Here is a 24,751-nt window from a genome sequence, read left to right as displayed (position 1 = left end):
AAAAGGGGGAAATGTATGAATTTAAAAGTAAATAAGGAAAAAATAGAGAACTTAGTAAAAAAAGAGAGCTTTTTTTGGGGAAACAATGCTGAACATTATTTTAATTCATCTGAGGAGTATATAAACAACCAATTTAGAGATGTAATTTTACCTTTTTTAACAACTTTAATATAGACTTTTCATATACAGCAGATTTTGCCTGTGGAAGGGGTAGGTGGATAAATATTTTAAAATCATATTCTAAACAAATAACATTGATTGATGTGAATAAAGAAAATATCGATTTTTGCAAGAAAAGATTTAAAGATTTAGATCGTTTGGAATACTTTATATGTAGTGGGTATAACTTACAAGAAATTAAAGATGATAAATTTACATTCATATTTAGTTTTGATTCAATGGTTCATTTTGATGTTATTGTTATAATTTCATACTTATTTGAGTTTTATAGAGTCTTAAAAAAAGATGGGTATGTTCTTTTGCATCATTCTAATTGTAGTTGTAATCTCGGTGGCGATTTTAGGCATAGTCCGCATTGGAGAAATTTTATGACTAGAGAATTATTTAAGCATATATCTATAAAATGTGGTTTTGAAGTTGTCGAGCAAAAAATAATAGATTGGGGAGAGATAAAAGATTTAGATTGTATAACTTTGTTAAAAAAATAAAACTAAGTAATACAATGTTATTCTAGTCAAACCTAAAAAATCTCTTTCATAAAACCAATTTGAGGAGGTTTTTGGGATTATAAAAAAACTTTATAACTGTACATATGTTTTGATTAAGATGAGAATTAAGAAAAATAGGTTTAGTAAGAAGAGAATAAGATTTTTATCTTATGATTTTTATTGTTTTTTCTTTATTTTATATCTATAATTACAGAAATATGGATTTAAATAGATGGTAATTATTAATTAGAATATTAAATTTAATTAAATGAAAAATAACATAACCTACTGTAGTGATGAAAACTATTTGCAATATTTTTTTGTGTCTTTGTTCTCACTTCTTAAAAATTGTAGTGGTATAGAACTAGATTTATTTTTGGTAACAGATTGTAAAAATAGTTTGAAGTTAAATTTGATAGGTGAATTTTTTGTAAAGAATTTTAGCGTAGCTATAAATTGTATTGAGATAAAAAAAGAAAAATTTGTTAATTGTAAAATTTCCCACCACATTAATCATTCTACCTATTATCGCTTTATTTTACCTGATATCTTACCTGATAGTGTGGACAAACTTTTGTATTTAGATGCGGATACCATAATCAATGGAGATATTTCCTCTATTTTTGACTTAACTTTTGATAGTGATATTTATCTTTATGCTTGTGATCATTTGTTTAAGCCTGAACAAAAGCTTCATCTGAGGCGTTTTGGTTTATATGAGTACGATGAGTATTTTAACGCAGGAGTACTTTTTATAGATTTAAAAAAGTGGAGAGAGGAAGGTATTTCTAAAAAGCTTATGGATTTTGCCTATGATAGGTTTGATGATATTTTGTGGTGGGATCAGGATGTGTTAAATGTTTTTTTTCATAAAAAATGGAAGAAACTACATCCAAAATACAATGTAATCTGGGAAGTTTTGGAATCTAACTCTGATAATCCAGAGATAAAAGAAGCTAAAGAAAATCCTGTTATTGTTCACTATACTCGTTCTGTAAAACCCTGGCATAGTAATAGTTATCATCCTTTACGCCATTTATACTGGGAATATAGAAATAGTCTTCCTGCAGAGCTTTTGGAGGTATTAAAGTGATACTTATAACTGGTGGAGCTGGATATATTGGTAGTCATACTAATAAGATGTTAAGTCAAAAGGGATATAAAACTATTGTATTTGACAACCTGGAAAGAGGTCATTTGGATTTTGTTAAATGGGGAGAGTTTTTTAAGGGGGATTTGAGAAATATAGAAGATATAGAGGAAGTTTTTAGGCAATATTCTTTTAAAGCAGTTATTCACTTTGCAGCTTATGCTTATGTGGGAGAGTCTGTAGAAAATCCTGATATGTACTATGAAAATAATGTCCTTGGAACTTTAAATCTACTTAAAGTTATGAAAAAATATAAAGTCCAGAATATAATTTTTTCTTCTTCTTGTGCTACCTATGGTATTCCTCAAAAAATACCTATTACTGAAAACACACCTCAAGTACCTATTAACCCCTATGGTAAAAGCAAATTGTTTTCAGAAAACATGATTAAAGATTTTGCTGAAAGTTTTGGCTTAAAATACGTGATTTTAAGGTATTTTAATGCTGCTGGAGCTGATCTGGAAGGAGAAGTTGGAGAATTGCATCACCCTGAAACCCACTTGATTCCTCTGGCTATTTATTCTGCCCTGGGTAAAATTGATAGGTTACAGGTCCTTGGTAGAGATTATCCCACAAAAGACGGTACCTGTATAAGGGATTATATTCACGTGTTTGATTTAGCAGATGCGCATATAAAATCCTTAGAGTATTTATTAGGTGGAGGCAGTTCTGAGGTATTTAATGTGGGCATAGGGACTGGTTTTTCAGTCCAGGAGGTTATAGAGGCAGTAAATAAGGTTACTGCTAAAAAGGTCAACTATGAATATAGTTCTAGAAGGCCAGGAGATCCTCCTATGCTGGTTGCTTCCAAGGAGAAGATAAGTAAAGTTTTAAAGTGGCAACCACGTTTTACTCATATTGAGCAAATTATACAAAGTGCCTATAACTGGCATGTAAAGAATAGTTAACTGGTTTACAGGTAAATTTAAGATGAAAATAGGTGTTGCTCAGGGAAGGTTTCATATAGTTCATTTTGGTCATATGGAATATTTATTGGAGTGTTGTAAAAGATGTGATTATTTACTCATTGGTATTTCGGATATGGATCCTTCTTGTGCCTATTTTGATTACAGTGATATTTTAGAACAGGATAAAAAAGAAATGAAGCCCTTTAGAAGCTTTGAAGATCCCATTTATCCTTTTACCTTTTTTGAAAGAATGCAGATGCTTAAGCTGGCTTTATTGGAGCATAATATTAAAGCCAGTTTTTTTGATATTGTTCCCTTTCCCATTCATAAGCCCTGGTTGATAAAGTACTACATACCCAAAAGCTCCAATATTTTTGTCACTATTTATGATAAATGGGGAGAGTATAAGGTTAAGCTTTTGCAAGAGCTTGGTTTTGCAGTGCAAGTCCTTTGGAAAAGAAGCATGCAAGAGCGGTTTACTACTGGCACAGAAGTAAGGAAAAGGTTGCTAAAGGGAGAAGATTTTCAAGATCTGGTTCCCAGATCTGTGTATAAATTTTTAAAAGAATTTTATCCTTTTGATTGAGCTGGTATGTATTTGTTGACCAATTTAGATAAAACAAAGGGAGTAAATAAGTCCAATATATATTGGCAAAGGGGGAAGGTGCAGCGAGAAGATAGGGAAAGGTTAAATGGCCATAGGGCTGGCTTGATCTGGTTTACTGGCCTTCCTGGAGCAGGAAAGTCCACTTTATCTAAGGAGTTGGAATATAAACTTCATCAAAAAGGTATAAAGACTTATCTTTTGGATGGAGATAATATCAGACATGGCCTTTGTAAGGATTTGGGGTTTTCTAAAGAAGATAGAAAAGAAAATTTACGCCGTATAGGAGAAGTGGCTAAATTGTTTGTAGATGCTGGGATAGTAACCATTGCTGCTTTTGCTTCTCCTTTTGCTGAAGATAGAAATTTAGTTAGAAGCTTATTTAAAAAAGAAGAATTTATTGAGGTGTATGTGAAATGCTCTTTGGAAGTGTGTATGCAAAGAGATCCCAAAGGGCTGTATAAAAGGGCTAAACAAGGAGAGATAAATAACCTTACAGGATTTAATGCACCTTATGAAGAACCAGAAAACCCTGAAATCATCGTAGAAACAGATAAAAAAGATATAGAAAGCTGTATCCTCAAAATATTAAGTTATTTAGAAAAATCAAAAATTATAAAACCTGTTGTTTAAATAAAGGGTCTTTTATTTTTCCATAAACTTACTCTTATAATCTGCATAAGAAAATTCTCTAATTAGCTTAACCTGTTTTTCCTTGAGGTTAAAAGTAGCCAGAGAGGGCAGGTTTATCCCATTAAAAAAGGTATTTTTAACAAAGGTATAAAGGGCCATGTCGGTTAAAACCAGTTTATCTCCTGGTTTTAAGGGATTATCAAAGGAGTAAGTTCCAATGATATCTCCAGCCAGACAGGTTGGGCCTCCCAGGATATAGGTGTACTTTTTCCTTTGAGGTAGGTCTGCACCTATTATCTGTGGTCTATAGGGCATGGCCAATACATCGGGAAGATGATTTTCTGCTGATATGTCCACTATAGCTATATTTTGCTCTCTGGTAATGACTTCCAGTACTGAAGTGACTGCTACCCCTGCATTTAAAACAACTGCTTCTCCAGGTTCTAAATAAATATCTAAATGGAACTCTTGTTTTAAATCCTTAATAAGTCTTATGAGCAAATCTATATTATAGCCTGCTCTGGTAATGTGATGTCCTCCCCCTAGATTAAGCCACTTTATTTTAGATAAATAAGGATAAAACTTTTCTTTTACTGCGTTTAAAACTTTTTCCAGGTGAATGCTATCCTGTTCGCATAGGGCATGAAAGTGCAGTCCATCCAGGAAGCTAAGATGCTCTTCTTTTAACTCTGAAGAAAGCACCCCAAAGCGGGATTTAGGAGTACAGGGGTTGTATAGCTCTACTTCTACTTCTGAATATTCAGGGTTTATGCGAAGGCCTATTTGAATCTGGGGGTTTATTTTTTTAACTCTGGGCTGAAATTTTACAAGTTGTTCAATGGTATTAAAAATAATTACATCTGAAACTCTGGCTATTGCTTCTAACTCTTCTTCTTTGTAAGCTGGAGAAAAGGTGTGTACTTCTTTTTGAAAGTACTCTCTTCCAAGTTTTGCTTCAAAAAGTCCACTAGCACACACTCCTGCCAGATACTTGCTGAGAAGAGGAAAAGTAGCTGGCAGGCTATAAGCTTTTAGGGCCAAAAGGATTTTGGCCCCTGTTTTTTTTTGCACCCAATCTAAGGTCTTACAATTACGCTCAAGAACATCTTCACTGATAAGGTAGCAGGGAGTTTTTACCTGCTGAATAATAAACTCTGGATAGTCTTCTTTAGCCTTTAGTAAAGAGTTTTTGGCTAGTTCGAGCATTATTCAGGCAAGTCCCCTTCAAAGTCTACTACCTGCCAGGGAAGACCATTTTGGGCAATGGTTTCTAAAAAGGGATCTGGATCTAGTTGTTCAATATTGAACACTCCTTTACCACTCCAGAGGCCTTTTAAGACCATCATGGCTCCAGCCATGGCAGGAACACCTGTGGTATAAGAAATGGCCTGGGATTGAACCTCCTGGTAGGCCTTGGCATGGTCACAGACATTGTAAATGTATTTGGATATTGGCTGGCCATCTTTTATTCCTCTAAAAATACAACCAATAACGGTTTTTCCCTTGTAATTGGTTGCTAGAGAAGCAGGATCTGGAAGAAGGGCTTTTAAGAATTTAAGGGGGACAATTTTTTGTCCTTCAAATTCCACTTCATCAATTCTAGTCATTCCCACATTTTTTAGTACTCTTAGGTGAGTAAGATAGGTATCAGAAAAGGTCATCCAGAAACGGATGCGTTTTAGTCCCTTAATGTGTTTGACCAGGGATTCCATTTCTTCATGATAGAGAAGGTAGCTTTCTCTGGGACCTGCTTCAGGATAGTTGAAGGTAAAATGCACAGAGTTTTCTTCAATTACAGGTGGCGTTTCAATCCATTTTCCTTCCTGCCAGTGTCTCACTACCTGAGTGATTTCTCGAATATTTATTTCAGGGTTAAAATTGGTGGCAAAGGGATGTCCATGCTCTCCTGCATTACAATCTAAAATATCAATGAAGTGAATTTCATCAAAGAGATGTTTCTGGGCGTAGGCGCAAAAGGCATTGGTAACACCAGGGTCAAAGCCACAACCCAAAATAGCCATAAGGTCAGCCTGTTCAAACTTTTCTTGATAGGCCCACTGGTACTTGTATTCAAATTTGGGATTGTCTGGTGGTTCGTAATTGGCAGTATCTAAATAATGGACCCCTGTCTCCAAACAGGCATCCATAATGGTCAAGTCCTGGTAGGGCAAAGCCACATTGATAACCATTTCTGGTTTAAAATCTTTAATAAGAGCTACCAGTTCTGGAACCCTATCTGCATCTACCTTGGCTGTGGAAATTTCTATATTGTAGAGTTTTTTAACTTCCTGGGCAATTTTTTGGCATTTAGCTAGAGTACGACTGGCCAGACAAATTTCAGAAAAGACTTCCTGGTTTTGAGCACATTTTTTGGTGACCACATTGCCAACTCCACCAGCTCCAATGATTAAAACTCTGGCCATAGTTTTTCCTCCTTTTTGGGGGGTTAATTTGTTTTGGGTCGCTCCTAGGGTAGTTTTTGAGTCTGGTCAATATTTTTTTCTATTCCCAGGAAGAACCATTATAACGAAAAATTTCTGTAAGTCTTCTAACCTTTACCGGGACAAAAGAAGTTTGTCTTAGACTTTCCAGAGTCAAAGCTTGAGCCTGGTAGATGACTTCGTCATATTCCAGGATTCCCAGGTAGGAATTGGGAGTTTTTTTCAGGTGAAAAGAGATACTTTCCGGGTTTATTTTGGAGAAACTGGCCACATAGAGATTGTTTACCTGGACAATTTGAGGTTGTTGCGGGGAATACTGAAAGTTGTTATTAATATTTTCAACCCAGGAGATGACAAAAAAAGCCAATTTTTTCCAGACTAGAAAGTCCTGGTCCTGCGCCTGTAAGTTTAGGGGAAGAAGAAGGAAAAGGAAAACTAAAAATACTCTTCTTCCCCCAAACATTTCTGTTCTCCTATTCAGCCAGTCTTATTTCCACTCTTCTGTTTAGTCTTCTGCCCTGTAGGGTTTTGTTGTCAAATTTGGGTTTGCTTTCTCCATAGCCAATGGTTTTAATCCTATTTTTATTCACTCCTTGTTGAATTAAAAAGCTGGCTACTGATTGAGCTCTTTTTTCTGAGAGCTTTTGGTTGTATTTGGCCGGACCCATATTACAGGTATGGCCTTCTACAATGATTTTGCGTTCAGGATATTTTTGTAAAATGATAGCTGCTTCTTCTAAAATGGCTTTGGCTTGAGGTTTAATCTTGGCAGAGTCAAAGTCGAAGTTTACGGATCTAAACACAATTACCTGCTCTACCTTTACTGGCTTTTTTTCTACTTTTTTAGGCGCAGGTGCAATAACAGGTTTTGGTTTAGAAATAGGTTTAGGCGAAACTTGAGGAGTGGTTTGGGCAGGTTGAGCAGGTTTAGTTTCCTGGCTGGTATAAAAAACTCTTTGCAGATAATTATTTAAATTATTTTGATTGGTTAATTCATCCGCAAAAATTAAGGTGCTACAGGGATTAAGATCAGTTAATTGTTGGAGTGTTTTTACCTGAGGGCTATTTTTTTCCACGCCTATGAAATGAAAGCAAACCCTATTGGTATAGTTATCGTATATGTTTTGGAGTACAGGTAAAGGTTCTTGTCCAGAATTTTGTCCACCATCAGTAATTACGATTACTCTGGTGGTGCCTGCAGTATTTTTTAGTTTTGTTTCGTCTAATTTAGCCAGCCCATCTCCTATGGGAGTAAAGCGGCCAAAAAGAGGAATGTCCTCTGAAATTTGATTGATTTTTTCCTGAAGACGAGCCTGATTGTAGGGGCTTAAGGGAAGATATTCCTGAAAGGGAGCAAAGGTATATAAAGCAAAGTTGGCCTCTAAAGGGGGAAGATTCTGGTTGATAAGGGTTAAGACTTCTTTGGCTAAGGCGACCTTTTTTTGACCTTCATTATTCTTTTTGGACATGGAGCCAGAATGGTCTACCAAAAAGATAAAATTATCTGCCTTTGGGATATAATGCTTGGCCCAGGCCTGGGTTAAGAAAAACAGGGAACATATTAAAATAGAAAGTAAAATTTTTTTCATCCTTTCCTCCTTTTTAAGGATAATTAACCAGTTTATGAAAAAGGTTATAAAGCTATTTCTAAAATGTCAATTGGAGAAAAATAAAGTAAAAAATAGAGGAATCAGAATTTCTTAAGAGAGTTTTGTTGCGACCTATAAAAGCTTTGAAAAGGTGTAGGGGTTGTAGATTGAGAAGATAGGCAGTATAAAATAATTAAAAAAGGTGAATTTTTGTTTGTTGTAAAAGATAAACATTTGATTGCTGGACTGGATGGGGATAGGCTGGAGATTATAGGCCAACTCTCCCTTTACCTTTACTGAAAAAATCACTAACTTTAAAAAATAAATAAAAACTTAGCTCTAGAGGTTTAAAAATGAAAAGACTTCCCATAGGGATAAGCAGTTTTAAGGAGATAATTACTGAGAACTATGTATATGTGGATAAAACTGAATTTATTTGTAAGTTAAAGGAGTTGGGGAAATATTATTTTTTATCCCGCCCCAGAAGGTTTGGTAAGACTTTGTTTGTGGATACCTTAAGGGAAGTGTTTGAGGGGAATAAGGAGTTATTTAAGGGGCTTTATATCTATGGCAGGTGGGATTGGAGTAGGAGTTATCCGGTTATCCACATTAGTTTTGCTGAAGGAGTGGTGAGGAGTTTAGAGGAGTTAAATCAGAAGATTTATGAGATATTGGATAATAATCAAAAGAGACTGGGTATTAGCTGTGAGTATAAAAGTTTTTCTGGATGTTTTGGTGAGCTTATAGAAAAAAGTGTAGTTAAGTATAAGAACCGGGCAGTTATATTGATAGATGAGTATGACAAGCCCATTTTGGATAATATAACCGATCCAGAGTTAGCCCAGGAACTAAGAGAGGGGCTAAAGAATTTATATTCAGTAATCAAGGGTCAGGATGCCAATATAGAATTTGTGTTTATGACCGGGGTAAGTAAGTTTAGCAAGGTGTCGATTTTTTCTGGTTTGAATAATTTGGAAGATATAAGCGTAGATCAAAGGTATAATGCTATTTGTGGCTATAGGGAAGAGGACATTTTAACTTATTTTCAAGATTATCTTGCAGGTAAGGATATAAAGGACATTCGCAAGTGGTATGATGGTTATAGCTGGGATGGAATAAGCAGGGTATACAATCCCTTTAGTGTGCTCAATTATTTTGCCAAGGGCGAATTTCGGAACTACTGGTTTGAAAGTGGTACGCCTGGTTTTTTGATTAAACTCCTTAAGGAGCGTAACTATTATATACCTGATCTGGAAAACCTGGAGGTAGGAGAGAGTTTAATCGGAAGTTTTGATTTAGATTTTATTGAGCCAGAAAATATTTTATTTCAGGCAGGTTATTTGACCATAGTTGGTAAACGCTGGCTGGGTAACAGACTATTTTACAGGTTAAGATATCCCAATCTGGAAGTAAAAGCCTCTTTAACTGATTATCTTTTAAAGGCCTATAGTTTTGATTTAAAGCTCAAGGAACAAAATCAAAGCACTTTATATCAAGCTCTGGTAGCTAAGGATTTACTAAAAATAAAAGAAATCATGCAATCTCACTTTTCTTCCATACCCTATGATTGGTACAGGAAAAACAGGATAAATGAGTATGAAGGATATTATGCTTCTGTATTTTACAGTTATTTTGCCTCTCTGGGATTGGATATAGTGGTGGAAGATAGCAGTAGCAAGGGTAAGGTGGATATGACAGTGCTTATGGAAGATGGTATTTTTATCTTTGAGTTTAAGGTCCTGGACAAGGAGCCAGGTAAGGCTCTGGCCCAGCTAAAAGCCAGAGGTTATGCTGATAAATACAAGTCCAAAAACCTTCCCCTTTATTTAATAGGTATTGAGTTTGATAAAGAAGATAAGAATATCAAAGAATTTCAGTGGGAAAAGATTTAGTGCTGGCTCTAGTTAAAATTCTGCTTTAGGTCTTTAACTGGTTTTATTCTTTAGAAGTTCTTAATTTTTCAATAATTATGCCCTGAGTTGACTTTTGTGGTTAAAGGATTAAATTTTTTAGCATGAGTGAAAATAGCTTGTCCCAGATTTTGGTGGAAAGAGAAGTTGGAGACGACCTTAGAGAGCCTCATAGATACAAGGTGTTATTACATAATGATGACTATACCACCATGGAGTTTGTGGTGGAAGTTTTGAAAAAGGTGTTTCACAAGACTGAAAAAGAAGCCTATCATATTATGATGACAGTACACACCAAAGGCATTGGGGTGTGTGGAGTATATCCCAGGCAGATTGCTGAAACCAAGGTGTTTTTGGTGAGACAAATGGCCAGGGCCAGAGGATTTCCTTTAAAATGTACTATGGAAGAGGTGTAAATGTTAAGCAAAGAATTAGAAAGAATCATTAGTCTGGCAGTTCAAGAGGTAAAAAAACGTCACCATGAGTTTTTAACCTTAGAACATATTTTATACGCTTATACTTTGGATGAAAAAGGTAAAACCATTCTAGAGGATATGGGCGCAGACATTGAAGAGTTAAAGGACCTTTTGGAGCGTTTTTTTGCTGAAAATCTAGAAGTCATGCCCTATGCTTCTGAAAGAGAGATTATTCAGACTGTAGGTGTACAGCGGGTAATTCAACGCGCCATTATGCATGTGCAAGCAGCAGGTAAACATATGGTGCAGGCAGGGGACCTCCTGGTTGCCTTTTTTGAAGAGCCAGAAGCCCATGCAACCTATTTTTTGCGTACCCAGGGAATTACTCGCCTGGAGTTGCTGGATTATGTAGCACATGAAATGGAGCGGGACTTACCAGGCAGTTCCTGTCCAGATTGTGGGAAGGAAGAGAGGACAAAGACCACAAAAGAAGGTAGAGAAGGTTATCTGGAGCAGTTTACAATAGACCTGGTGGAAAAGGCACGGTCTGGGGAAATAGATCCTTTGATTGGCAGAGAGAAAGAACTAAGACGGACTATTCAGATTTTACTTCGCCGTCGCAAAAATAATCCCATTTTTGTAGGCGAGCCAGGAGTGGGAAAAACTGCCATGGCTGAAGGGCTGGCTTTAAAGATTGCCAGAGGGGATGTTCCTCCTCAGTTTAAAAATACAAAAATCTTTGCCCTGGATATGGGAGCTTTGTTGGCTGGGACCAAGTTTCGTGGAGATTTTGAAGCCCGTTTAAAGGGCGTTATTAAAGAATTAAAAAAGATAGAAGGTGCTATTTTATTTATAGATGAGATTCATACAGTGGTTGGAGCTGGTGCTACCAGTGGCGGCTCCATGGATGCTTCTAACATTTTAAAACCTGTATTAGCTTCAGGAGAGATTAGATGCATTGGTTCTACCACTTATGAGGAGTATAAAAATAATTTTGAAAAGGATAGGGCTTTATCCAGAAGATTTCAAAAGGTTGAGTTGAGTGAGCCCAGTATAGAAGATACAGTAAAGATTCTGAAGGGATTACAGCCCTATTATGAAAAGTATCATGGAGTAAAATATCAAACCAAGGCACTTTTAGCTGCAGTAGAGCTATCAGCACGATATATTAATGACCGCTACCTTCCAGATAAGGCTATTGATGTGATTGACGAAGCTGGAGCTGTTTTTACTTTGGAGAAAATAAGATTTAAGAAAGCCAAGAAAACTATTACTCCCAGGGATATAGAAAAAGTAGTGGCCAGTATAGCCAGAATTCCTTCCAAAGAAGTGAGTTTAAGTGATAAAGAAAAGCTTTTACACTTAGAAGAAGACTTGAAAAAAGTACTCTATGGTCAAGATGAAGCAATTCATGTTGTCTCCAAAGCCATTCGAAGGGCAAGAGCCGGGCTTAGGGATCCTCAAAAGCCAGTGGGTTCTTTTTTGCTCATTGGCCCCACAGGAGTGGGCAAAACAGAATTGGCCCGTCAATTGGCCCAGACTTTAAACATTAACTTCTTGCGTTTTGATATGAGTGAGTACATGGAAAAGCATGCTGTTTCCAGACTTATTGGTTCGCCTCCAGGATATGTGGGCTTTGAACAGGGAGGATTACTCACTGAGGCCATTCGCAAGCATCCCTATAGTGTGTTGCTTTTAGATGAAATAGAAAAGGCCCATCCTGATATTTTTAATATTTTACTGCAAGTTATGGACCATGCCACCCTTACAGATAATACCGGGCGTCAGGCAGATTTTAGGCATGTAATTTTACTGATGACTTCCAATGCTGGGGCCAGAGAAATGAGCACTCGTTCTATTGGCTTTAAGTCTGAACGAGTGGAAGATAAGGTGCAAAAGGGGCTTAAGGAAGTAGAAAAACTTTTTAGCCCAGAGTTTAGAAACAGATTGGATGCTGTGGTGCCTTTTAAGGGGCTTGACCAGGGAATAATGGAACGGATTGTGGATAAGTATCTAAGAGAACTCAATGGGCAGATAAAGGACAAGGAAGTTGTAGTTAGCTTGACTCCCCAAGCCAGGTCCTGGTTGGCCCAGAAGGGATATGACCCCGACTTTGGGGCCAGACCCCTGGCCAGGGTAATGGAGCAGGAGTTAAAAGACTTGCTGGCTGAGAAGATATTGTTGGGTGAGATAAATAAGGGTGATAAGGTAATAGCTGATTTAGATAAGGATAAGCAGAAAATCATCTTCAAATTAACTACCAAGGTAGTTTAAATATAAACAGTGGCAGTCTTTTTTTTAGGCTCAGAAAGGTCTTTTCCTCCTGTAGAATGGGCAGATCAAGATGGATTATTGGCTATAGGTGGGGACTTATCTCCTAGCAGACTGCTTCTGGCCTATGGTTCAGGTATTTTCCCCTGGTATAACGAGGAGTCCCCTATTTTGTGGTGGGCTCCTTTCCCAAGACCTTTAATTTTCCCTTCCCAGATACATATTTCCCGTAGTTTGCGGCGAATTTTAAAGCAAAACAAGTTTAAGGTTACTTTTGACCAGGACTTTAAACAAGTGATTTTATCCTGTGCGCAGGTGCATAAAGAAAAAGATGGTGGCACCTGGTTGCTGCCTGAAATGATAGAGGCCTATTACAAACTTCATCTCTTAGGCTTTGCTCATTCTGTGGAAGTGTGGTTAAAAGGTAAATTGGTGGGAGGTTTATATGGAGTAAGCCTGGGCAGGGCCTTTTTTGGCGAGTCCATGTTTTACTTGGAGCCCAATGCCTCTAAGGTTGGGATGGTGCACCTGGCCAGGTTTTTGGCGAAAAATAAGTTTTACTTTATAGATTGCCAGCAAAAGACCACCCATGTGGTTCGTTTTGGAGCAGTGGAAGTGGAGCGAAAGGAATACTTTGTTTGGCTAAAAAAGGCACTTGCTCATCCCACGCTTAAGTCCTGGGTAAGTCCCAGTTGACTTAGCTTTTCTTTTAATTCCTGCCAGACCTGTTCTGGCGAAAGCTTTGTTAAGCATCTTAAATGTTCACACTCATTTTGATTACAGGGCTGACAGGATAGCCCCAGGCTAAGATCAAAGTGATTACCTTCAGGAAAGGTCCAGGCTTTGCCTGTTGCCCCTAAAATCACAAAACTAGGTGTATTTACAGCCACAGCTATGTGTCTGGGAGCAGAGCAATTGCCTATATGCAACCTGGCTTTAGCAATCAAACTGGCCATTTCCCTTAAAGTGAGTAACCTGGAGGGGAAAATAAATGCCCTTGGATTGGTGGTATAAATTTCCTGCACCAGTTCCTTTTCTCCAGGTCCGTATAAAAGCAGGATTTTACTTTGAGGTAAGTATTGGCAAAGGTATTGACTTAATTTAGCATAATATTTAGCTGGCCATCTTCTAGTTTTACGCCTATGCGTAGGATCTAAAGTAATTAAGATGTTTTTAGAATCAAATTTATTTTGTTTTAAAAAATCATCTGCCCACTTTAATTCTTCATCTTTTAAGTATAGCTTTGGTTTAATTATTTTAGGTTCTATGTTTAAAGCTCTTAATATACTCAATTTGCTATAAGCAGCATAACCTGGAAAAGAGTCTAAAAAATGAGTATAAAAAAGCCTGTTATACCAGGGAGGAGTAAAAGTTAGTTTTATTTTTGCTTTAGAGAATAAGCAGATAAATCTAGACCTTGGAAGTTGCTGGAAGTCAACAATTAAATCAAATCCTTTTTTAGCAACTTTATAGTAAAAAATAAAATCCTGGAAAGGGTTTTTTAATTTGTTTTTATCCAGAGTGATTATATCTGTAAGGTAAGGATTGTGTTCTAAAAGAGAGGCACATTTTTTTTCTGTATAAAAGTAGATTTGGGCCTGGGGGTATTGTTTGGCCAAAAGTTCTATGGCTGGTGTAGCTAAAAGTACGTCTCCTATCTGGCGAAGTTGACAGATTAAAATTTTACGGGGTGAAAAATTGGAAGGGACAAGACTATTTTTCATCAATAAGAGGTGAAGCTGAACTTAAGTCGTAAAATCCTCTTACGGCAAAGGACAGTGGATAGTGAGGCGCCTTATCAAGATAAATTTTACCGAAGTTTTCATCTTCGGGCATGTCCCTAAAGGGAATAAGGCCACTTGGAAGAGGAAAATTAAGAGGGCCAGCCAGAATTTCTTTTATTCTGGAACTATAACGATTTTGTAGATAATCTAAAAGGGTTTTGACCTCTTCTAAAGTAAAGGCTTCTAGGACAATTTCTTTACTTTTATCTGCAGGGTTGGCACTGGCTAAAATATTTTCCCAGGGATAGGAGCTTTCTTCTTCTGGAGACCACCTGGAGCGATAAAGGTAAACCTCCAGGTCCTTTCTGCCCTTAAAGGAGTGTAAGGTCATGCTCAAAGCATAACATCTTGAAGTGGGGGGTGGAAAGTCTGGCTCTATAACTTTAATGTTCATATTTTAACAGCTTATTAAAGGTTAATAACTTAAAATTTTTTAGCCAATTGTTCTGGAAGCTGTCAATTTTTTCTTTAAAAGGAGGAAAAAAAATCCAGGACCTTTTTTTCAACCTTTGCTTTGGTTTCCTGATGGGTGGGAAGTAAGTGATTGCTGGTAATATTTTCTGTTATTTGAAGCAGGGTGAGTTCCTTTAGAGGAGAAGAGGTTTTTTTTAGAAGGTAAAAGGCATTTTCTAAAGGTACGGTTTTATCTGTGGGAGCATAAATAGCCAGAAAGGGAGTTTTGACCTGCTTTAGATTTTTTTTAATGCGTTTTAAGTTTTTTAAAAAACTGTGTAAGGGTTTTAGGGCAGTATAGCCTTCATATCCTTGCCAGGGAGCAATCTGGCGTGATTGGGGATGAGGATTTCCAGTAGGGTAAAGGGGTTTTAGATATTTAAGTACAGGGACAAAAAAAAGCCTGTAATCTGAAGCCAAAGGAGGGAAAATTCTGGTTAAAAACACTGGAGCAGCAATAAGAATCATGGCAATAAAGTTATGTTTCAAAGCCAGATCCAGGGTTAAACTGCCTCCCATGGAAAAGCCCAAGACAAAGATTTTTTGATGGTCTTTTTTTAGCTCCAGTAGATTTTTTTCTGCTTCTGCATACCAGTCTTGATACCTGGAGCGAGAAAAGTCCTCAAGGGAAGTGTTGTGTCCAGGGAGTAGGGGGAGCCTGGTTTTAAAACCGGCTTTTTCCAGAGCACTTTGCAGCCCCTTTAACTCAAAAGTGCTTCCTCCAAAACCATGTAAAAGTAGACAGGCCTTTTTATCCATGTACTTCCAGGATTTGTTCTATTTTTAGGGAAATGCTTAAAAGGTCGTTATAATCACTAAGATAGGGAGTAAAGGCTATTCTTATTTTTTTGTCTTTAAAATCCTGGCCGTGATATTTACTTCCCTGACGCCAGATTTTTCCTTCCAGACTTAAATTACTGGTGTTGTCTCTCAAAAGAAGGCTTAAGTGGTTTTCTTCATTGCCAAAAAAATTTTGTGCTCTTACCTGTAAAGGAGGGCTTAAAAAAACAGGACGGGGGTTTTTCGGGCCAAAGGGTTGAAGTAAGGCCAGTTCTTTTAAAAAAGAAGGAGTTAGAGCGTTGAAATTGACTTCTGCATCTAAATGTAAAGTGGGAGTAAAGGTTTCTCCTGCTTCCTCACAAATGGTCTGGGTAAAGGCTCGGGTAAAAGGTTTTAGATTCTGAGGCCTTAATTTTAAACCTGCGGCCATTTTGTGCCCCCCAAATCCCTCTAGGTAGTGTTTTATCCTGTCCAGAATGGCGTATAAATTTACTTCTGGAATACTACGGCCAGAGCCCTTTAGATATTCTCCATCTTGAGTAAGGATAAGACAGGGGCGATAAAATTCCTGCACTATTCTGGAGGCAACTATGCCAATTACTCCTTCATGCCAGTGAGGGGAAAACACCACCAGACCAGGAGAGGGAAAGTTCTCTTGAGCCTGAAGCAGGGCTTCTTCCAGGATTTTCTCTTCTATTTCTTTGCGTAAGCTGTTTAATTGTTCTAGTTCTTCAGCTATTTTTCTAGCTTCTGTTAGTTCAGAAGTGAGCAAGAGTTTTAGCCCCAGATTGGGATCTTTTAAGCGGCCACAGGCATTTATCCTGGGAGCCAGGATAAAACCAATATCTCCGCTTCCCAGAGTTTTTTTACTGGTAAGCCCGCTTTTTTCTTTTAGGGCAATAAGTCCTGGGCGTTTGGTTTCGCCTAAGATAACCAGTCCGTTTTTGGCCAAGATTCTGTTAATTAAAGACAAATCCACCACATCGGCAATAGTGCCTAGGGCAACCAGATCCAGAAAATTACGTAGATCTAATCTTGGTCCTGGCAAGGTGCGGTTTAGACCAGCTGCCAGTAAAAAGGCAACTCCCACTCCAGCCAAGTCAAAGTAGGGAGTAGAAGTAAGTTTGGGATTTAAGATAAACCTGGCTGGAGGAAGAGTGAGTGGTGGATTGTGATGGTCAGTGATAATAACCTCTAAACCCAGATCCCTGGCAAATTCTACTTCCTGGGCCTGGGCAATACCACAGTCTACAGTAATAATTAAGTGAGCCCCTTGTTCTTTTAACCGCTTTAGCCCCTCTTTATTTAAGCCGTATCCTTGCTCTCTGGTGGGTATATAAGTAAGGCAGGAGATATTTTTTTGCCTAAAAAAGTCAGCCAAGAGGGCAGTAGCAGTGATACCATCAACATCATAATCGCCCCAGATAGCTATCCTTTTTTTTAGCTTGACTTCTCTGGCAATAAACTCAGCTGTTTTTAACAGTTCTGGCCATATTTCTAAGGGGGGTAAGTGTCTTAGACCTGGGCTTAAAAAAATCTCTAAATCTTTTTCTGTTTCAATACCACGATTAAAAAGCAAACGTCCCAGTAAAGGAGAGATATTAAGTGCTTTCCATCTTTTTTTTACTTCTTCAGGAATAGAATTGTTTTTTATTTTCCACTTCATGAATATTTATTTAGCCTTTGTATAACCCCTTTTCTTTCAGGTAATTTAAAAACTTTTTAGCTTCTGCAAATTCTGGGTTTAATTTTAATGCTTCTTTTAAATGCTCTACCACCTTTTCTATTTTATTTAAACCAAAATAGGCACGAGCAATATTGTAATGAAGGTGCTCATCATTTTTGGTCAATTCTAAGGCTCTGCTATAGTATTCTACGGCCTGGTCATACATATCCTGTTTTCTCAGATTAATACCAAATTCGTTAAATAGGTGTTTGTGCTCTTCTTCAAAAGCAGCATCCAGTTTTACCAGGCGTTTAAAGACATCATTGGCCTTTTCTTTCTCTCCTCTTTCCAGATAGGTTAAACCCAGGCCAAAATTGGCCCTAATGTTTTCTTCATCTACTTTAAGAGCATTTTTATATTCAAATTCAGCACTATAGGTTTCACCTCTTTTCCTGTGCCTTTCTGCTCGGGCAATGGTTTTGGTCAATTCGCGCATTTTGGGATATACTGTTTGAATGTAAAACTCAGGTTCAGGCGAAAATTTATCCAGGAACTCATCTTTGGGGATTTCTTTTTTGGGACCTGAAGGTACATAGTTTACATTTAAGGGTTGAATAGTAATTGTTCCATCTTCTTTTTCTTCTGCAAACCAGTAAGATTTTTGAATGGTTTTGCGCTGGGTAGTGCCTGTACCCACTTTCATCAAGGTCTGGGTGGAAAAAACCCCCTTAATTAATTCTTTTTTTTTGTTTTCCTGTTTGTTCATTCTTTTTTAAGCCTCACCTAATTCTTTTTTTATTTTTTTAAGTACTTGTACAGGGTCTTTGCTCCTGGTGATGGGTCTACCTATGACCAGAAAGTCTGATCCTTTTTGACTTGCTTCTTTAGGAGATAAAACCCTTTTTTGGTCATCGGAAGTTTTTTCCAGTCGAATTCCTGGAGTAACAAAAACTAAGTGGGGAAGGTGTTTTTTTAGAGTTTCCACTTCCCAGGGCGAGCAAACTATTCCATCTATTTTCCAGTTATTTCCTTTTTGCGCTAAGTCTAACACTACTTCTTCCAGGTTTCTTTTTTCTGGCCAAACCAAACTGTTTTTATCCAGGCTGGTTAAAAGGGTTACGCCCAGAAAGATACATGGAGGGTATATTTCTTTGGCCCTTAGGGCCTGAGTGATCATTTCCTTGCCTCCCAAAAGATGCAGGGTAAGCATATCTATTTTTAGAGTAAGTACGCTTTTGACTGCCCCTAAGACTGTGTTGGGTATATCAAAAAATTTTAAATCTAAAAATACCTTAAAACCCTGTTTTTTAACTTCCTGGATAAAAGCAGGACCAGCTGCAGAAAAGAGTTCCAGGCCTATCTTGACCCATTCCACTTCCTTTTTGGTTGTGGCTAGAAAATCCAGGGCCTTTTTAGGAGAGTCAAAATCCAGGGCAACTATAATTTTACTCATCTTTTATAATCTCTTCTATTAAATTTTCAGGCTGGTAACAAGGCTTTAGCTTTTCGGCAATAATAATGGACTTGAGTTGAGAATAAGCCTGCTCCAATTTGTCATTGATTATCCAATAGTCAAAAAAATGGGCCTCTTTTATTTCCTCTATAGCATTCTTTAGGCGCAGTTCGATGGTTTGAGGGTCGTCGGTTTGCCTTTTTTGCAAACGATTTTTTAGTTCTTTTAAAGAGGGTGGAAAAATAAAGATGAATACTCCCTTTTTGAGGTTTGCTCTGACTTGTTTGGCTCCTTGCACATCAATGTCAAAGATAATGTCTTTTCCCTTTTGCAAGGATTCCAGCACCTGATTTTTAGGGGTTCCATAGTAGTGGGCATGTACTTTTGCCCATTCAGCAAAAAAAGCATTGTCCCGCAACTGGAGAAATTCTGTTTCTGAGACGAAAAAGTAATCCCTTCCGTGGACTTCGCCAGGCCGAGGCTTTCTGGTGGTATAGGAAATGGAAAATTCTAAACTGGGAAAGTCTCGTTTCAAAAGGGAAATAAGGGTAGATTTGCCTGCTCCTGAAGGAGCACTTAAAATTATAAGCAATCCTTTATTGGCCATTTATTTATTCTCCTTCCTGAATTCTCTGAACTAGAGTTTCCGTTTGAATGGCAGAAAGAATGACATGGTTGGAGTCAGTAACAATTATGGATCTGGTTTTACGCCCCTGAGTGGCATCTATGAGTTTAAAGTTGTCCTTGGCTTCTTCTTTTAATCTGCGCATGGGAGAAGAATTGGGGTTAAAAACTGCCACTATTCTGGATTTAACCACACTATTGCCAAAACCAATATTTACCAATTGATTTTTATTGGCCATTTTTACTCCAGATTTTGGGCTTGTTCTCTTATTTTTTCAAGAATTCCCTTAATTTCTACACTGCGTTTACTTACTTCTATATTCTGGACCTTATTGGAGCAAGTATTAATTTCCCGAAAGCATTCTTGCAGATAAAAGTCTAATTTTCTGCCCACTTCTTCTTCTTTTTCCAGTTTTTCTATGGCCTGGAGATGGCTTTTTAATCTGGTTATTTCTTCACTTACATCTAAACGGTCAGCTAAAAGGGCCAGTTCGGTTAATAACCTGTCCTGCTGAGGTTGAGTATCCAGGTCTTTTAATAGTTCTTTTACTCTGTTTTGTAAATTGCAAAAGTGATTTTGAGTGTTTTCTTTAATAATTTCTTCAATATCTGCTAATAACCCTATCATTTGTTTTAAGTATTCAGTAATTTTTTGTTGTAAGTTTTGACCTTCTTCTTGCCTACTCTGATCCCAGAGGCTCAGGGTTTGTTTCAGGGAGTCTGTGAGGTCTTTTTGCAGTTCTGGCGATATTTCCTGCTCTTTATTTTTCCACAAATGAGGTAAAGATAAAAAGGTATTTATCTCAGGGACAAAGTTTACACCTTCACTTTGAGCCAGGCTTTTTAAGGTCTGGAGCATGGCCCTGGCTTGAGCGTGGTCAAAACTAAGGTTTAAAAGGTCTGGATTTTTAAAAACCAGACTTAAATAGACTTCAATTCGTCCTCTTTTGGCTACCTTTCTAATAATTTTCTCCCACTTAGGCTGTTCGGCTGTAAGAAAGTAGGGGGTTTTAAAGTTTATATCCAAAAATCTAGTATTAACGCTTTTTATTTCCCAAACCAGGGAATAATCTTCCTTTTCTAAAGAAAACTTTCCATACCCGGTCATACTTTTCATTTAGATGTACTCCTCATACTTTGGATTTGTTGTTGGTAGAGATTGCGAATAGCAGTTAAGTGATTTTTTATGGTTAAAGTGCGGTAATCAGGAAAGGTCCAGGGTAAATCCTGCCAGGTTTCCCTGGAATAAATGAGAGTGAGGTCGGCAAAGATTCCTTTGCCTAAGTAAATGCGATGGGTAAAGTTTTTACCTGTGGCTAATACCAACCGTTCAAAGGTGATTAGGCCTGGGTCCAGGTTAAAGATTCTTTTTTCTTCTCTTTGATACTGTTGTTCGAGGGAGTTGGTAAAAAGCTTTAGGTCAGGCAAGCTATCCAGGGGGACCAGGCTTTGAAAGGAAACTATTCTTCTATAAATGGGAGTGCCCAATTCTGCATCATAATAATGGGTTTGAGTAAAGGGTATGGGATCAGATAGATAATCTTCCTGTCCCCACTTTTGGCGCAGGAGTTCTAATAGTTCGGGCCAGAAAAGTTCCCACTTAGCACTTAAAATAGAGAGAAAAAATTTTCCTGGCAGAGGTTCTTTGGGAATGCTCATAAGGGTAAAACAAATAACTTATTGTCCTGAACTTGCCAAGGTCTTACTTGGATGAGTTTTTTGTTGGCCAGGGAAAGGGAAGTAGAAAAAAATACCTGTTGATAGTACTCACTGGTGCCTGAGTATTCATTTTCTTTTATGACCTGAAGAGAGGGTAGTTTAAGCAGTTTATGTAAAAAAAGTTGTTTTTTTTCTTCTACCAGGTCCCTTAACTTTTTGGCTCGTTCTTTTTTTATGGCAGGAGGTAGTTGCTGGGAAAAGGTGGCTGCAGGTGTATTGGGCCTGGGTGAATAGGGAAAAACATGAGCATAGCTTAAGGGAAGTCTTTTTACCAGGTTATAAGTTGCTAAAAAATCTTCTTCTTTTTCACCTGGAAATCCCACCAACAGGTCCAGACCCAGCCCAAAAACAGGCCAGATTGTTTTAATTTGTTCGATAAAACGCTCCAGATCTTCAGCCTTATAATGGCCCCTGCCCATAAGTTTTAGAATTTTATCACTTCCACTTTGCAAGGATATATGCAGGTGAGGGCAGATAAAGGGGCTTTCCCCTAGTACATCTAAAGCCCTTTGGTCCAGGTCCTTTGGCTCCAGAGAACTTATGCGCAGGCGAACCTTATGTTTTATAAAATCAAAGTGTTGCTTTAAAAAGAGAATTAACTCCCAGAAGTTTTTGACTTCAGTTAGGTCTCGTCCATATTGTCTTAAGTTTATTCCACTTAGAATAACTTCCTGAAAACCAGCCTCTACCAATCTTTTTAGTTCAGCTAAGATTTCCCGGGGATTTCTACTTCTAGACTTACCTCTGGTCAGAGGTACGATACAATAGGTACATCTGTGCGAACAGCCATCCTGTATCTTTAAAATGGCTCTGGCCCGAAAGTAATTGTTAATGGGTGGGAAAGAGAAGGGTTGTTTTTCTTGGGCAAAAAAACTCAGTTTTTGCTCCTGCGGGATAACTAGCTGCACTCCTTTCCACCTGCTTATTTTTTCTTTTAAGACTTGCGCAGCACAACCAGTAACCAGAATTTGAGTAGAAGGGGAAAGGTGTTTTAGTACTCCCTTGATTTGTTTTTTTAAGTCACTAATTGCCCTTTGGGTTACAGCACAACTATTAAAAATAACCAGTTCTGCTTCTTCTAAGGGGACAGGGGTTTTCCCCTGTTGTTGCAATAATTCATTGATTGCCTGGGTTTCATATTGATTGATTTTACAGCCCAGGGTTTTGATGTGAAAGGTTTTAAAATCCACCTTGAATAATACCTCCGCCAAGAACCTCTTCTTGAAAATAGACCACCAGGGTTTGCCCGGGAGAAGGCCTTTCTTCTGGTTCCAGGAATTCAAAGTAAAAATAACTTCCTTCTTGCTTTAAAAATCGGGTTCTTTTAGGTTTTTGCCTGTATCTGATTTGGACCCAAATCTCTTGAGGCCATTTTTCCAGGGGACAGAGAAAATTAAACTTACTGGCTATAACCCCTTGGGCCTGGAGTTCTTCTTTGGGTCCCACAAAAAGGGTATTGGAAGCTTTATCCTTATCCAGGACATAAAGAGGTACTTTATAGGCTATCCCTAGGCCCCGGCGCTGTCCTATGGTGTAGTTGAGCAACCCCTTGTGAGTACCCAGAAGGGTGCCGTCTAAAAGTTTGATAGGACCTGGTTCTCCCAGGCTTATATTTCTAGAAGTTAGAAACTGACGATAGTCTGCTGGGACAAAACAAATTTCATTACTCTCCTGGGCAGTCAAAATAAGAAGTTCTCTTTTTTTTATTTCTGCGTAAACCTGTTTTTTTTCCAGCCTGCCTAAAGGAAAAATCAGGTAGTTGAAATTTTTTCTAGGTACCAGGGCTAAAAAATAACTTTGATCTTTGGTCCTATCTTTTCCTCTGCTTAAGGGCGAAAGTCCCTTTTCTTGGAGGTTTACATAATGGCCTGAAGCCAATTTAGTACACCCCAAAGCTCTGGCCTTTTCCAGTAAAAGGCCAAATTTGATGCTGGGATTACACAATGAGCAGGGATTGGGAGTTAATCCCTGCTTAAAACTTTGAATAAAGGGTTGAATAACTTTTGTTTCAAATTCCTTTTTTAAATTCAAAATTTGCAGGGAAAAATCCATTTGCTTGGCTAAAGTGCGCAAGTGGTCTAATTGCTTTTTTTCTTGAGGAGAATCAAAAAAAAGACCGTGTATACCCATTACCTTATAGCCTGCTTCTTTTAATAAAAGCAGGCTATAAAGGCTGTCTATGCCACCGCTTAATAATACTCCTACCTGCATTTAGCTTAGAGGGGGAAGAGGAAGTTTGGGCAAAGCCTCTTCCAGTTTGGAAGCAAGAGCTAAAAGTTTTTCTTCACTTAACTTGGGGCCTATTATTTGTGCGCCTATGGGCAAATTGTCAGAGCTAAGCCCTATGGGTAAACTTAGGCCAGGAAGTCCAGCTAGATTTAGAGAAGTGGTATAAATGTCCATGAGATACATTTTTAAAGGGTCATTAATGGTGCTTCCCAGTTTAAAGGCAGGAGTAGGAGAGACTGGCGCCAGAATAAAATCACATTCTTTCCAGGCCTGAACAAAGTCTTCACTTAAGAGCCTTCTTACCTGGGCAGCTTTTTTGTAATAAGCGTCATAATAACCTGCAGACAGGACATAGGTGCCTAGCATGATTCTTCTTTGCACCTCATCTCCAAAACCTTGAGAGCGTGAAAGTTCATAGAGTTCCTTTAGTGTTTTGGCTTCTGCATTGCGTACTCCATACCTAACCCCATCAAAGCGGGCCAGGTTAGAAGAAGCTTCAGCCATAACCAGGATATAATAGGTAGCAATGGCGTATTGAGTGTGAGGCAAGGAAATTTCTTTGATTTCTCCGCCTAGGTTTTCAATTAACTTAATGGTGCTTTGAAAAACCTTTTCTACTTCAGGGTCTAATCCTTCTCCAAGGTATTCTTTGGGTAAACCAAAAGTAAATTTTGTTGCTGAAAGGGAAGTTATGCTTTGACTATATTTAGGTACAGGAGCATTTAAAGAAGTGGAGTCCTTGGGGTCATGGCCAGCGATTACTTCCAGAAGTAAAGCTGCATCTTGAACACTGCGGGTAAGTGGCCCGGCCTGGTCAAAAGAAGAGCCATAAGCTATCAGGCCATAACGGGAGACCCGTCCATAGGTTGGTTTTAAACCCACCAATCCACAAAAGGAAGCAGGCTGGCGAATGGATCCTCCTGTATCAGTGCCAATAGCTCCAAAACACTGTCTGGCTGCCACACTGGCTGCTGAACCTCCACTGGAGCCACCAGGTACTCTGCTCAAATCCCAGGGGTTTTTGGTGGGACCAAAGGCAGAATTTTCAGTGGAAGAGCCCATGGCAAATTCATCCATGTTTTGCTTGCCCAGAATAATGGCGCCAGCTGCTTTTAACTTCTCTACCACAAAGGCGTCATATACAGGCACAAAGTTTTCCAGAATTTTAGAGCCACAGGTAGTGCGCAAGTTTTTGGTGGTTAAGACATCTTTTATCCCTAAGGGTATCCCCCACAAAGGCTGATTGGGGTCAGGCCCTTGTCTATCCAATTGGCGGGCTTCTTCTAAAAGCTCCTCTTCTTCGCGCAGGGTGATAAAGGCGTTTATTTTAGGCTCTGTATTGGCAATGTGCTGTAAGCAAGTCTTGATGAGCTCTTCAACGCCTATTTCTTTTTTTTGTAGACTTTCTCTTATCTCTGTAAGGGTTTTATTTAAAATTTCCATTTTTTCTCCT

27 protein-coding genes are annotated in these 24,751 nt (G+C 38.2%); 10 read left to right on the top strand and 17 right to left on the bottom strand.

Features of this window, described 5'->3' with window-relative positions; genetic code table 11:
- Positions 1-15: 15 nt before the first annotated feature.
- The 6 genes from ACTCIM_RS03945 (at position 16) to cysC (ending at position 3,963) form a co-directional block, all read left to right on the top strand.
- A complete protein-coding gene (locus ACTCIM_RS03945; protein ID WP_464279391.1) occupies positions 16-174 on the top strand; it encodes a hypothetical protein in 159 nt (52 codons plus the stop codon).
- A complete protein-coding gene (locus ACTCIM_RS03940) occupies positions 171-668 on the top strand; it encodes a class I SAM-dependent methyltransferase (protein WP_464280277.1) in 498 nt (165 codons plus the stop codon). The genes ACTCIM_RS03945 and ACTCIM_RS03940 overlap by 4 nt, the downstream gene beginning before the upstream one ends.
- A gap of 268 nt (positions 669-936) precedes the next feature.
- Positions 937-1,761, top strand: coding sequence for a glycosyltransferase family 8 protein (locus ACTCIM_RS03935; RefSeq protein WP_464279392.1), 825 nt, complete (start codon positions 937-939; stop codon positions 1,759-1,761).
- On the top strand, positions 1,758-2,726 hold the full coding sequence (gene galE, locus ACTCIM_RS03930; RefSeq protein ID WP_464279393.1) for a UDP-glucose 4-epimerase GalE: 969 nt from the start codon (positions 1,758-1,760) through the stop codon (positions 2,724-2,726). The genes ACTCIM_RS03935 and galE overlap by 4 nt, the downstream gene beginning before the upstream one ends.
- 22 nt (positions 2,727-2,748) lie before the next feature.
- The gene (locus ACTCIM_RS03925) at positions 2,749-3,312 is read left to right on the top strand and encodes a nucleotidyl transferase family protein (protein WP_464279394.1); all 564 of its coding nucleotides are present in this window, start codon (positions 2,749-2,751) and stop codon (positions 3,310-3,312) included.
- Positions 3,313-3,318: 6 nt separating this feature from the next.
- Entirely contained in the window at positions 3,319-3,963 is a 645-nt protein-coding gene (gene cysC, locus ACTCIM_RS03920; RefSeq protein WP_464279395.1) for an adenylyl-sulfate kinase, read from the top strand.
- 12 nt (positions 3,964-3,975) lie between these two features.
- On the opposite strand, the gene nspC is transcribed toward cysC, so the two are convergent.
- From nspC to ACTCIM_RS03900, 4 genes are all read right to left on the bottom strand, one after another.
- Positions 3,976-5,169 (bottom strand): carboxynorspermidine decarboxylase, encoded by a 1,194-nt coding sequence (nspC, locus tag ACTCIM_RS03915; RefSeq protein WP_464279396.1) that lies wholly within the window; start codon positions 5,167-5,169, stop codon positions 3,976-3,978.
- Positions 5,169-6,386, bottom strand: a complete 1,218-nt coding sequence (locus tag ACTCIM_RS03910; protein WP_472313932.1) for a saccharopine dehydrogenase family protein — start codon at positions 6,384-6,386, stop codon at positions 5,169-5,171. The genes nspC and ACTCIM_RS03910 overlap by 1 nt, the downstream gene beginning before the upstream one ends.
- 79 nt (positions 6,387-6,465) lie before the next feature.
- The gene (locus tag ACTCIM_RS03905; RefSeq protein ID WP_472313930.1) at positions 6,466-6,867 is read right to left on the bottom strand and encodes a hypothetical protein; all 402 of its coding nucleotides are present in this window, start codon (positions 6,865-6,867) and stop codon (positions 6,466-6,468) included.
- A gap of 10 nt (positions 6,868-6,877) precedes the next feature.
- Positions 6,878-7,993, bottom strand: coding sequence for an OmpA family protein (locus ACTCIM_RS03900; protein WP_464279399.1), 1,116 nt, complete (start codon positions 7,991-7,993; stop codon positions 6,878-6,880).
- Positions 7,994-8,346: 353 nt separating this feature from the next.
- Between ACTCIM_RS03900 and ACTCIM_RS03895 the strand changes: the two genes are divergently transcribed.
- The 4 genes from ACTCIM_RS03895 to aat all read left to right on the top strand — a co-directional run bounded on the left by ACTCIM_RS03895 (position 8,347) and on the right by aat (position 13,286).
- Positions 8,347-9,885: an ATP-binding protein gene (locus ACTCIM_RS03895; RefSeq protein ID WP_464279400.1), complete on the top strand. Its 1,539-nt coding sequence runs from the start codon at positions 8,347-8,349 to the stop codon at positions 9,883-9,885.
- A gap of 122 nt (positions 9,886-10,007) precedes the next feature.
- Positions 10,008-10,319 (top strand): ATP-dependent Clp protease adapter ClpS, encoded by a 312-nt coding sequence (gene clpS, locus ACTCIM_RS03890; protein WP_464279401.1) that lies wholly within the window; start codon positions 10,008-10,010, stop codon positions 10,317-10,319.
- Positions 10,320-12,593 carry an ATP-dependent Clp protease ATP-binding subunit ClpA gene (clpA, locus tag ACTCIM_RS03885; RefSeq protein WP_464279402.1) on the top strand — a complete coding sequence of 758 codons (2,274 nt, stop codon included), beginning with the start codon at positions 10,320-10,322 and terminating at the stop codon, positions 12,591-12,593. It abuts the gene before it with no gap.
- A gap of 9 nt (positions 12,594-12,602) precedes the next feature.
- Positions 12,603-13,286 carry a leucyl/phenylalanyl-tRNA--protein transferase gene (gene aat / locus ACTCIM_RS03880; protein ID WP_464279403.1) on the top strand — a complete coding sequence of 228 codons (684 nt, stop codon included), beginning with the start codon at positions 12,603-12,605 and terminating at the stop codon, positions 13,284-13,286.
- Here aat and ACTCIM_RS03875 read toward each other — a convergent pair.
- The 13 genes from ACTCIM_RS03875 to gatA all read right to left on the bottom strand — a co-directional run bounded on the left by ACTCIM_RS03875 (position 13,250) and on the right by gatA (position 24,741).
- A complete protein-coding gene (locus tag ACTCIM_RS03875; protein WP_472313929.1) occupies positions 13,250-14,314 on the bottom strand; it encodes a glycosyltransferase family 9 protein in 1,065 nt (354 codons plus the stop codon). The two genes, aat and ACTCIM_RS03875, sit on opposite strands and share 37 nt — an antisense overlap.
- Complete coding sequence (locus ACTCIM_RS03870; RefSeq protein ID WP_464279405.1) at positions 14,304-14,768, bottom strand: hypothetical protein; 465 nt, start codon at positions 14,766-14,768, stop codon at positions 14,304-14,306. The genes ACTCIM_RS03875 and ACTCIM_RS03870 overlap by 11 nt, the downstream gene beginning before the upstream one ends.
- Before the next feature lie 74 nt (positions 14,769-14,842).
- A complete protein-coding gene (locus ACTCIM_RS03865) occupies positions 14,843-15,586 on the bottom strand; it encodes an alpha/beta fold hydrolase (protein ID WP_029969128.1) in 744 nt (247 codons plus the stop codon).
- Complete coding sequence (gene recJ, locus ACTCIM_RS03860; protein WP_029969126.1) at positions 15,579-17,273, bottom strand: single-stranded-DNA-specific exonuclease RecJ; 1,695 nt, start codon at positions 17,271-17,273, stop codon at positions 15,579-15,581. Before recJ ends, ACTCIM_RS03865 begins: the two co-directional genes overlap by 8 nt.
- 10 nt (positions 17,274-17,283) lie before the next feature.
- Positions 17,284-18,039 carry a tetratricopeptide repeat protein gene (locus ACTCIM_RS03855; protein ID WP_035260624.1) on the bottom strand — a complete coding sequence of 252 codons (756 nt, stop codon included), beginning with the start codon at positions 18,037-18,039 and terminating at the stop codon, positions 17,284-17,286.
- A gap of 6 nt (positions 18,040-18,045) precedes the next feature.
- Positions 18,046-18,726: an orotidine-5'-phosphate decarboxylase gene (gene pyrF, locus ACTCIM_RS03850; protein WP_472313927.1), complete on the bottom strand. Its 681-nt coding sequence runs from the start codon at positions 18,724-18,726 to the stop codon at positions 18,046-18,048.
- Positions 18,719-19,333 carry a guanylate kinase gene (gene gmk, locus ACTCIM_RS03845; RefSeq protein WP_029969120.1) on the bottom strand — a complete coding sequence of 205 codons (615 nt, stop codon included), beginning with the start codon at positions 19,331-19,333 and terminating at the stop codon, positions 18,719-18,721. Before gmk ends, pyrF begins: the two co-directional genes overlap by 8 nt.
- Before the next feature lie 4 nt (positions 19,334-19,337).
- The gene (locus tag ACTCIM_RS03840) at positions 19,338-19,589 is read right to left on the bottom strand and encodes a DUF370 domain-containing protein (protein WP_029969118.1); all 252 of its coding nucleotides are present in this window, start codon (positions 19,587-19,589) and stop codon (positions 19,338-19,340) included.
- Positions 19,590-19,591: 2 nt separating this feature from the next.
- Positions 19,592-20,467: a YicC/YloC family endoribonuclease gene (locus ACTCIM_RS03835; protein ID WP_464279410.1), complete on the bottom strand. Its 876-nt coding sequence runs from the start codon at positions 20,465-20,467 to the stop codon at positions 19,592-19,594.
- Entirely contained in the window at positions 20,464-21,009 is a 546-nt protein-coding gene (locus ACTCIM_RS03830) for a DUF4416 family protein (protein WP_464279411.1), read from the bottom strand. The genes ACTCIM_RS03835 and ACTCIM_RS03830 overlap by 4 nt, the downstream gene beginning before the upstream one ends.
- Positions 21,006-22,259, bottom strand: coding sequence for a tRNA (N(6)-L-threonylcarbamoyladenosine(37)-C(2))-methylthiotransferase MtaB (mtaB, locus tag ACTCIM_RS03825; protein ID WP_472313924.1), 1,254 nt, complete (start codon positions 22,257-22,259; stop codon positions 21,006-21,008). The genes ACTCIM_RS03830 and mtaB overlap by 4 nt, the downstream gene beginning before the upstream one ends.
- The gene (mnmA, locus tag ACTCIM_RS03820) at positions 22,249-23,280 is read right to left on the bottom strand and encodes a tRNA 2-thiouridine(34) synthase MnmA (protein ID WP_472313922.1); all 1,032 of its coding nucleotides are present in this window, start codon (positions 23,278-23,280) and stop codon (positions 22,249-22,251) included. Before mnmA ends, mtaB begins: the two co-directional genes overlap by 11 nt.
- On the bottom strand, positions 23,281-24,741 hold the full coding sequence (gene gatA, locus ACTCIM_RS03815; RefSeq protein WP_464279415.1) for an Asp-tRNA(Asn)/Glu-tRNA(Gln) amidotransferase subunit GatA: 1,461 nt from the start codon (positions 24,739-24,741) through the stop codon (positions 23,281-23,283).
- Positions 24,742-24,751: the final 10 nt, after the last annotated feature.

Source organism: Desulfonauticus sp., from assembly GCF_055126295.1.
This window is presented reverse-complemented; position numbering and strand designations above follow the sequence as displayed.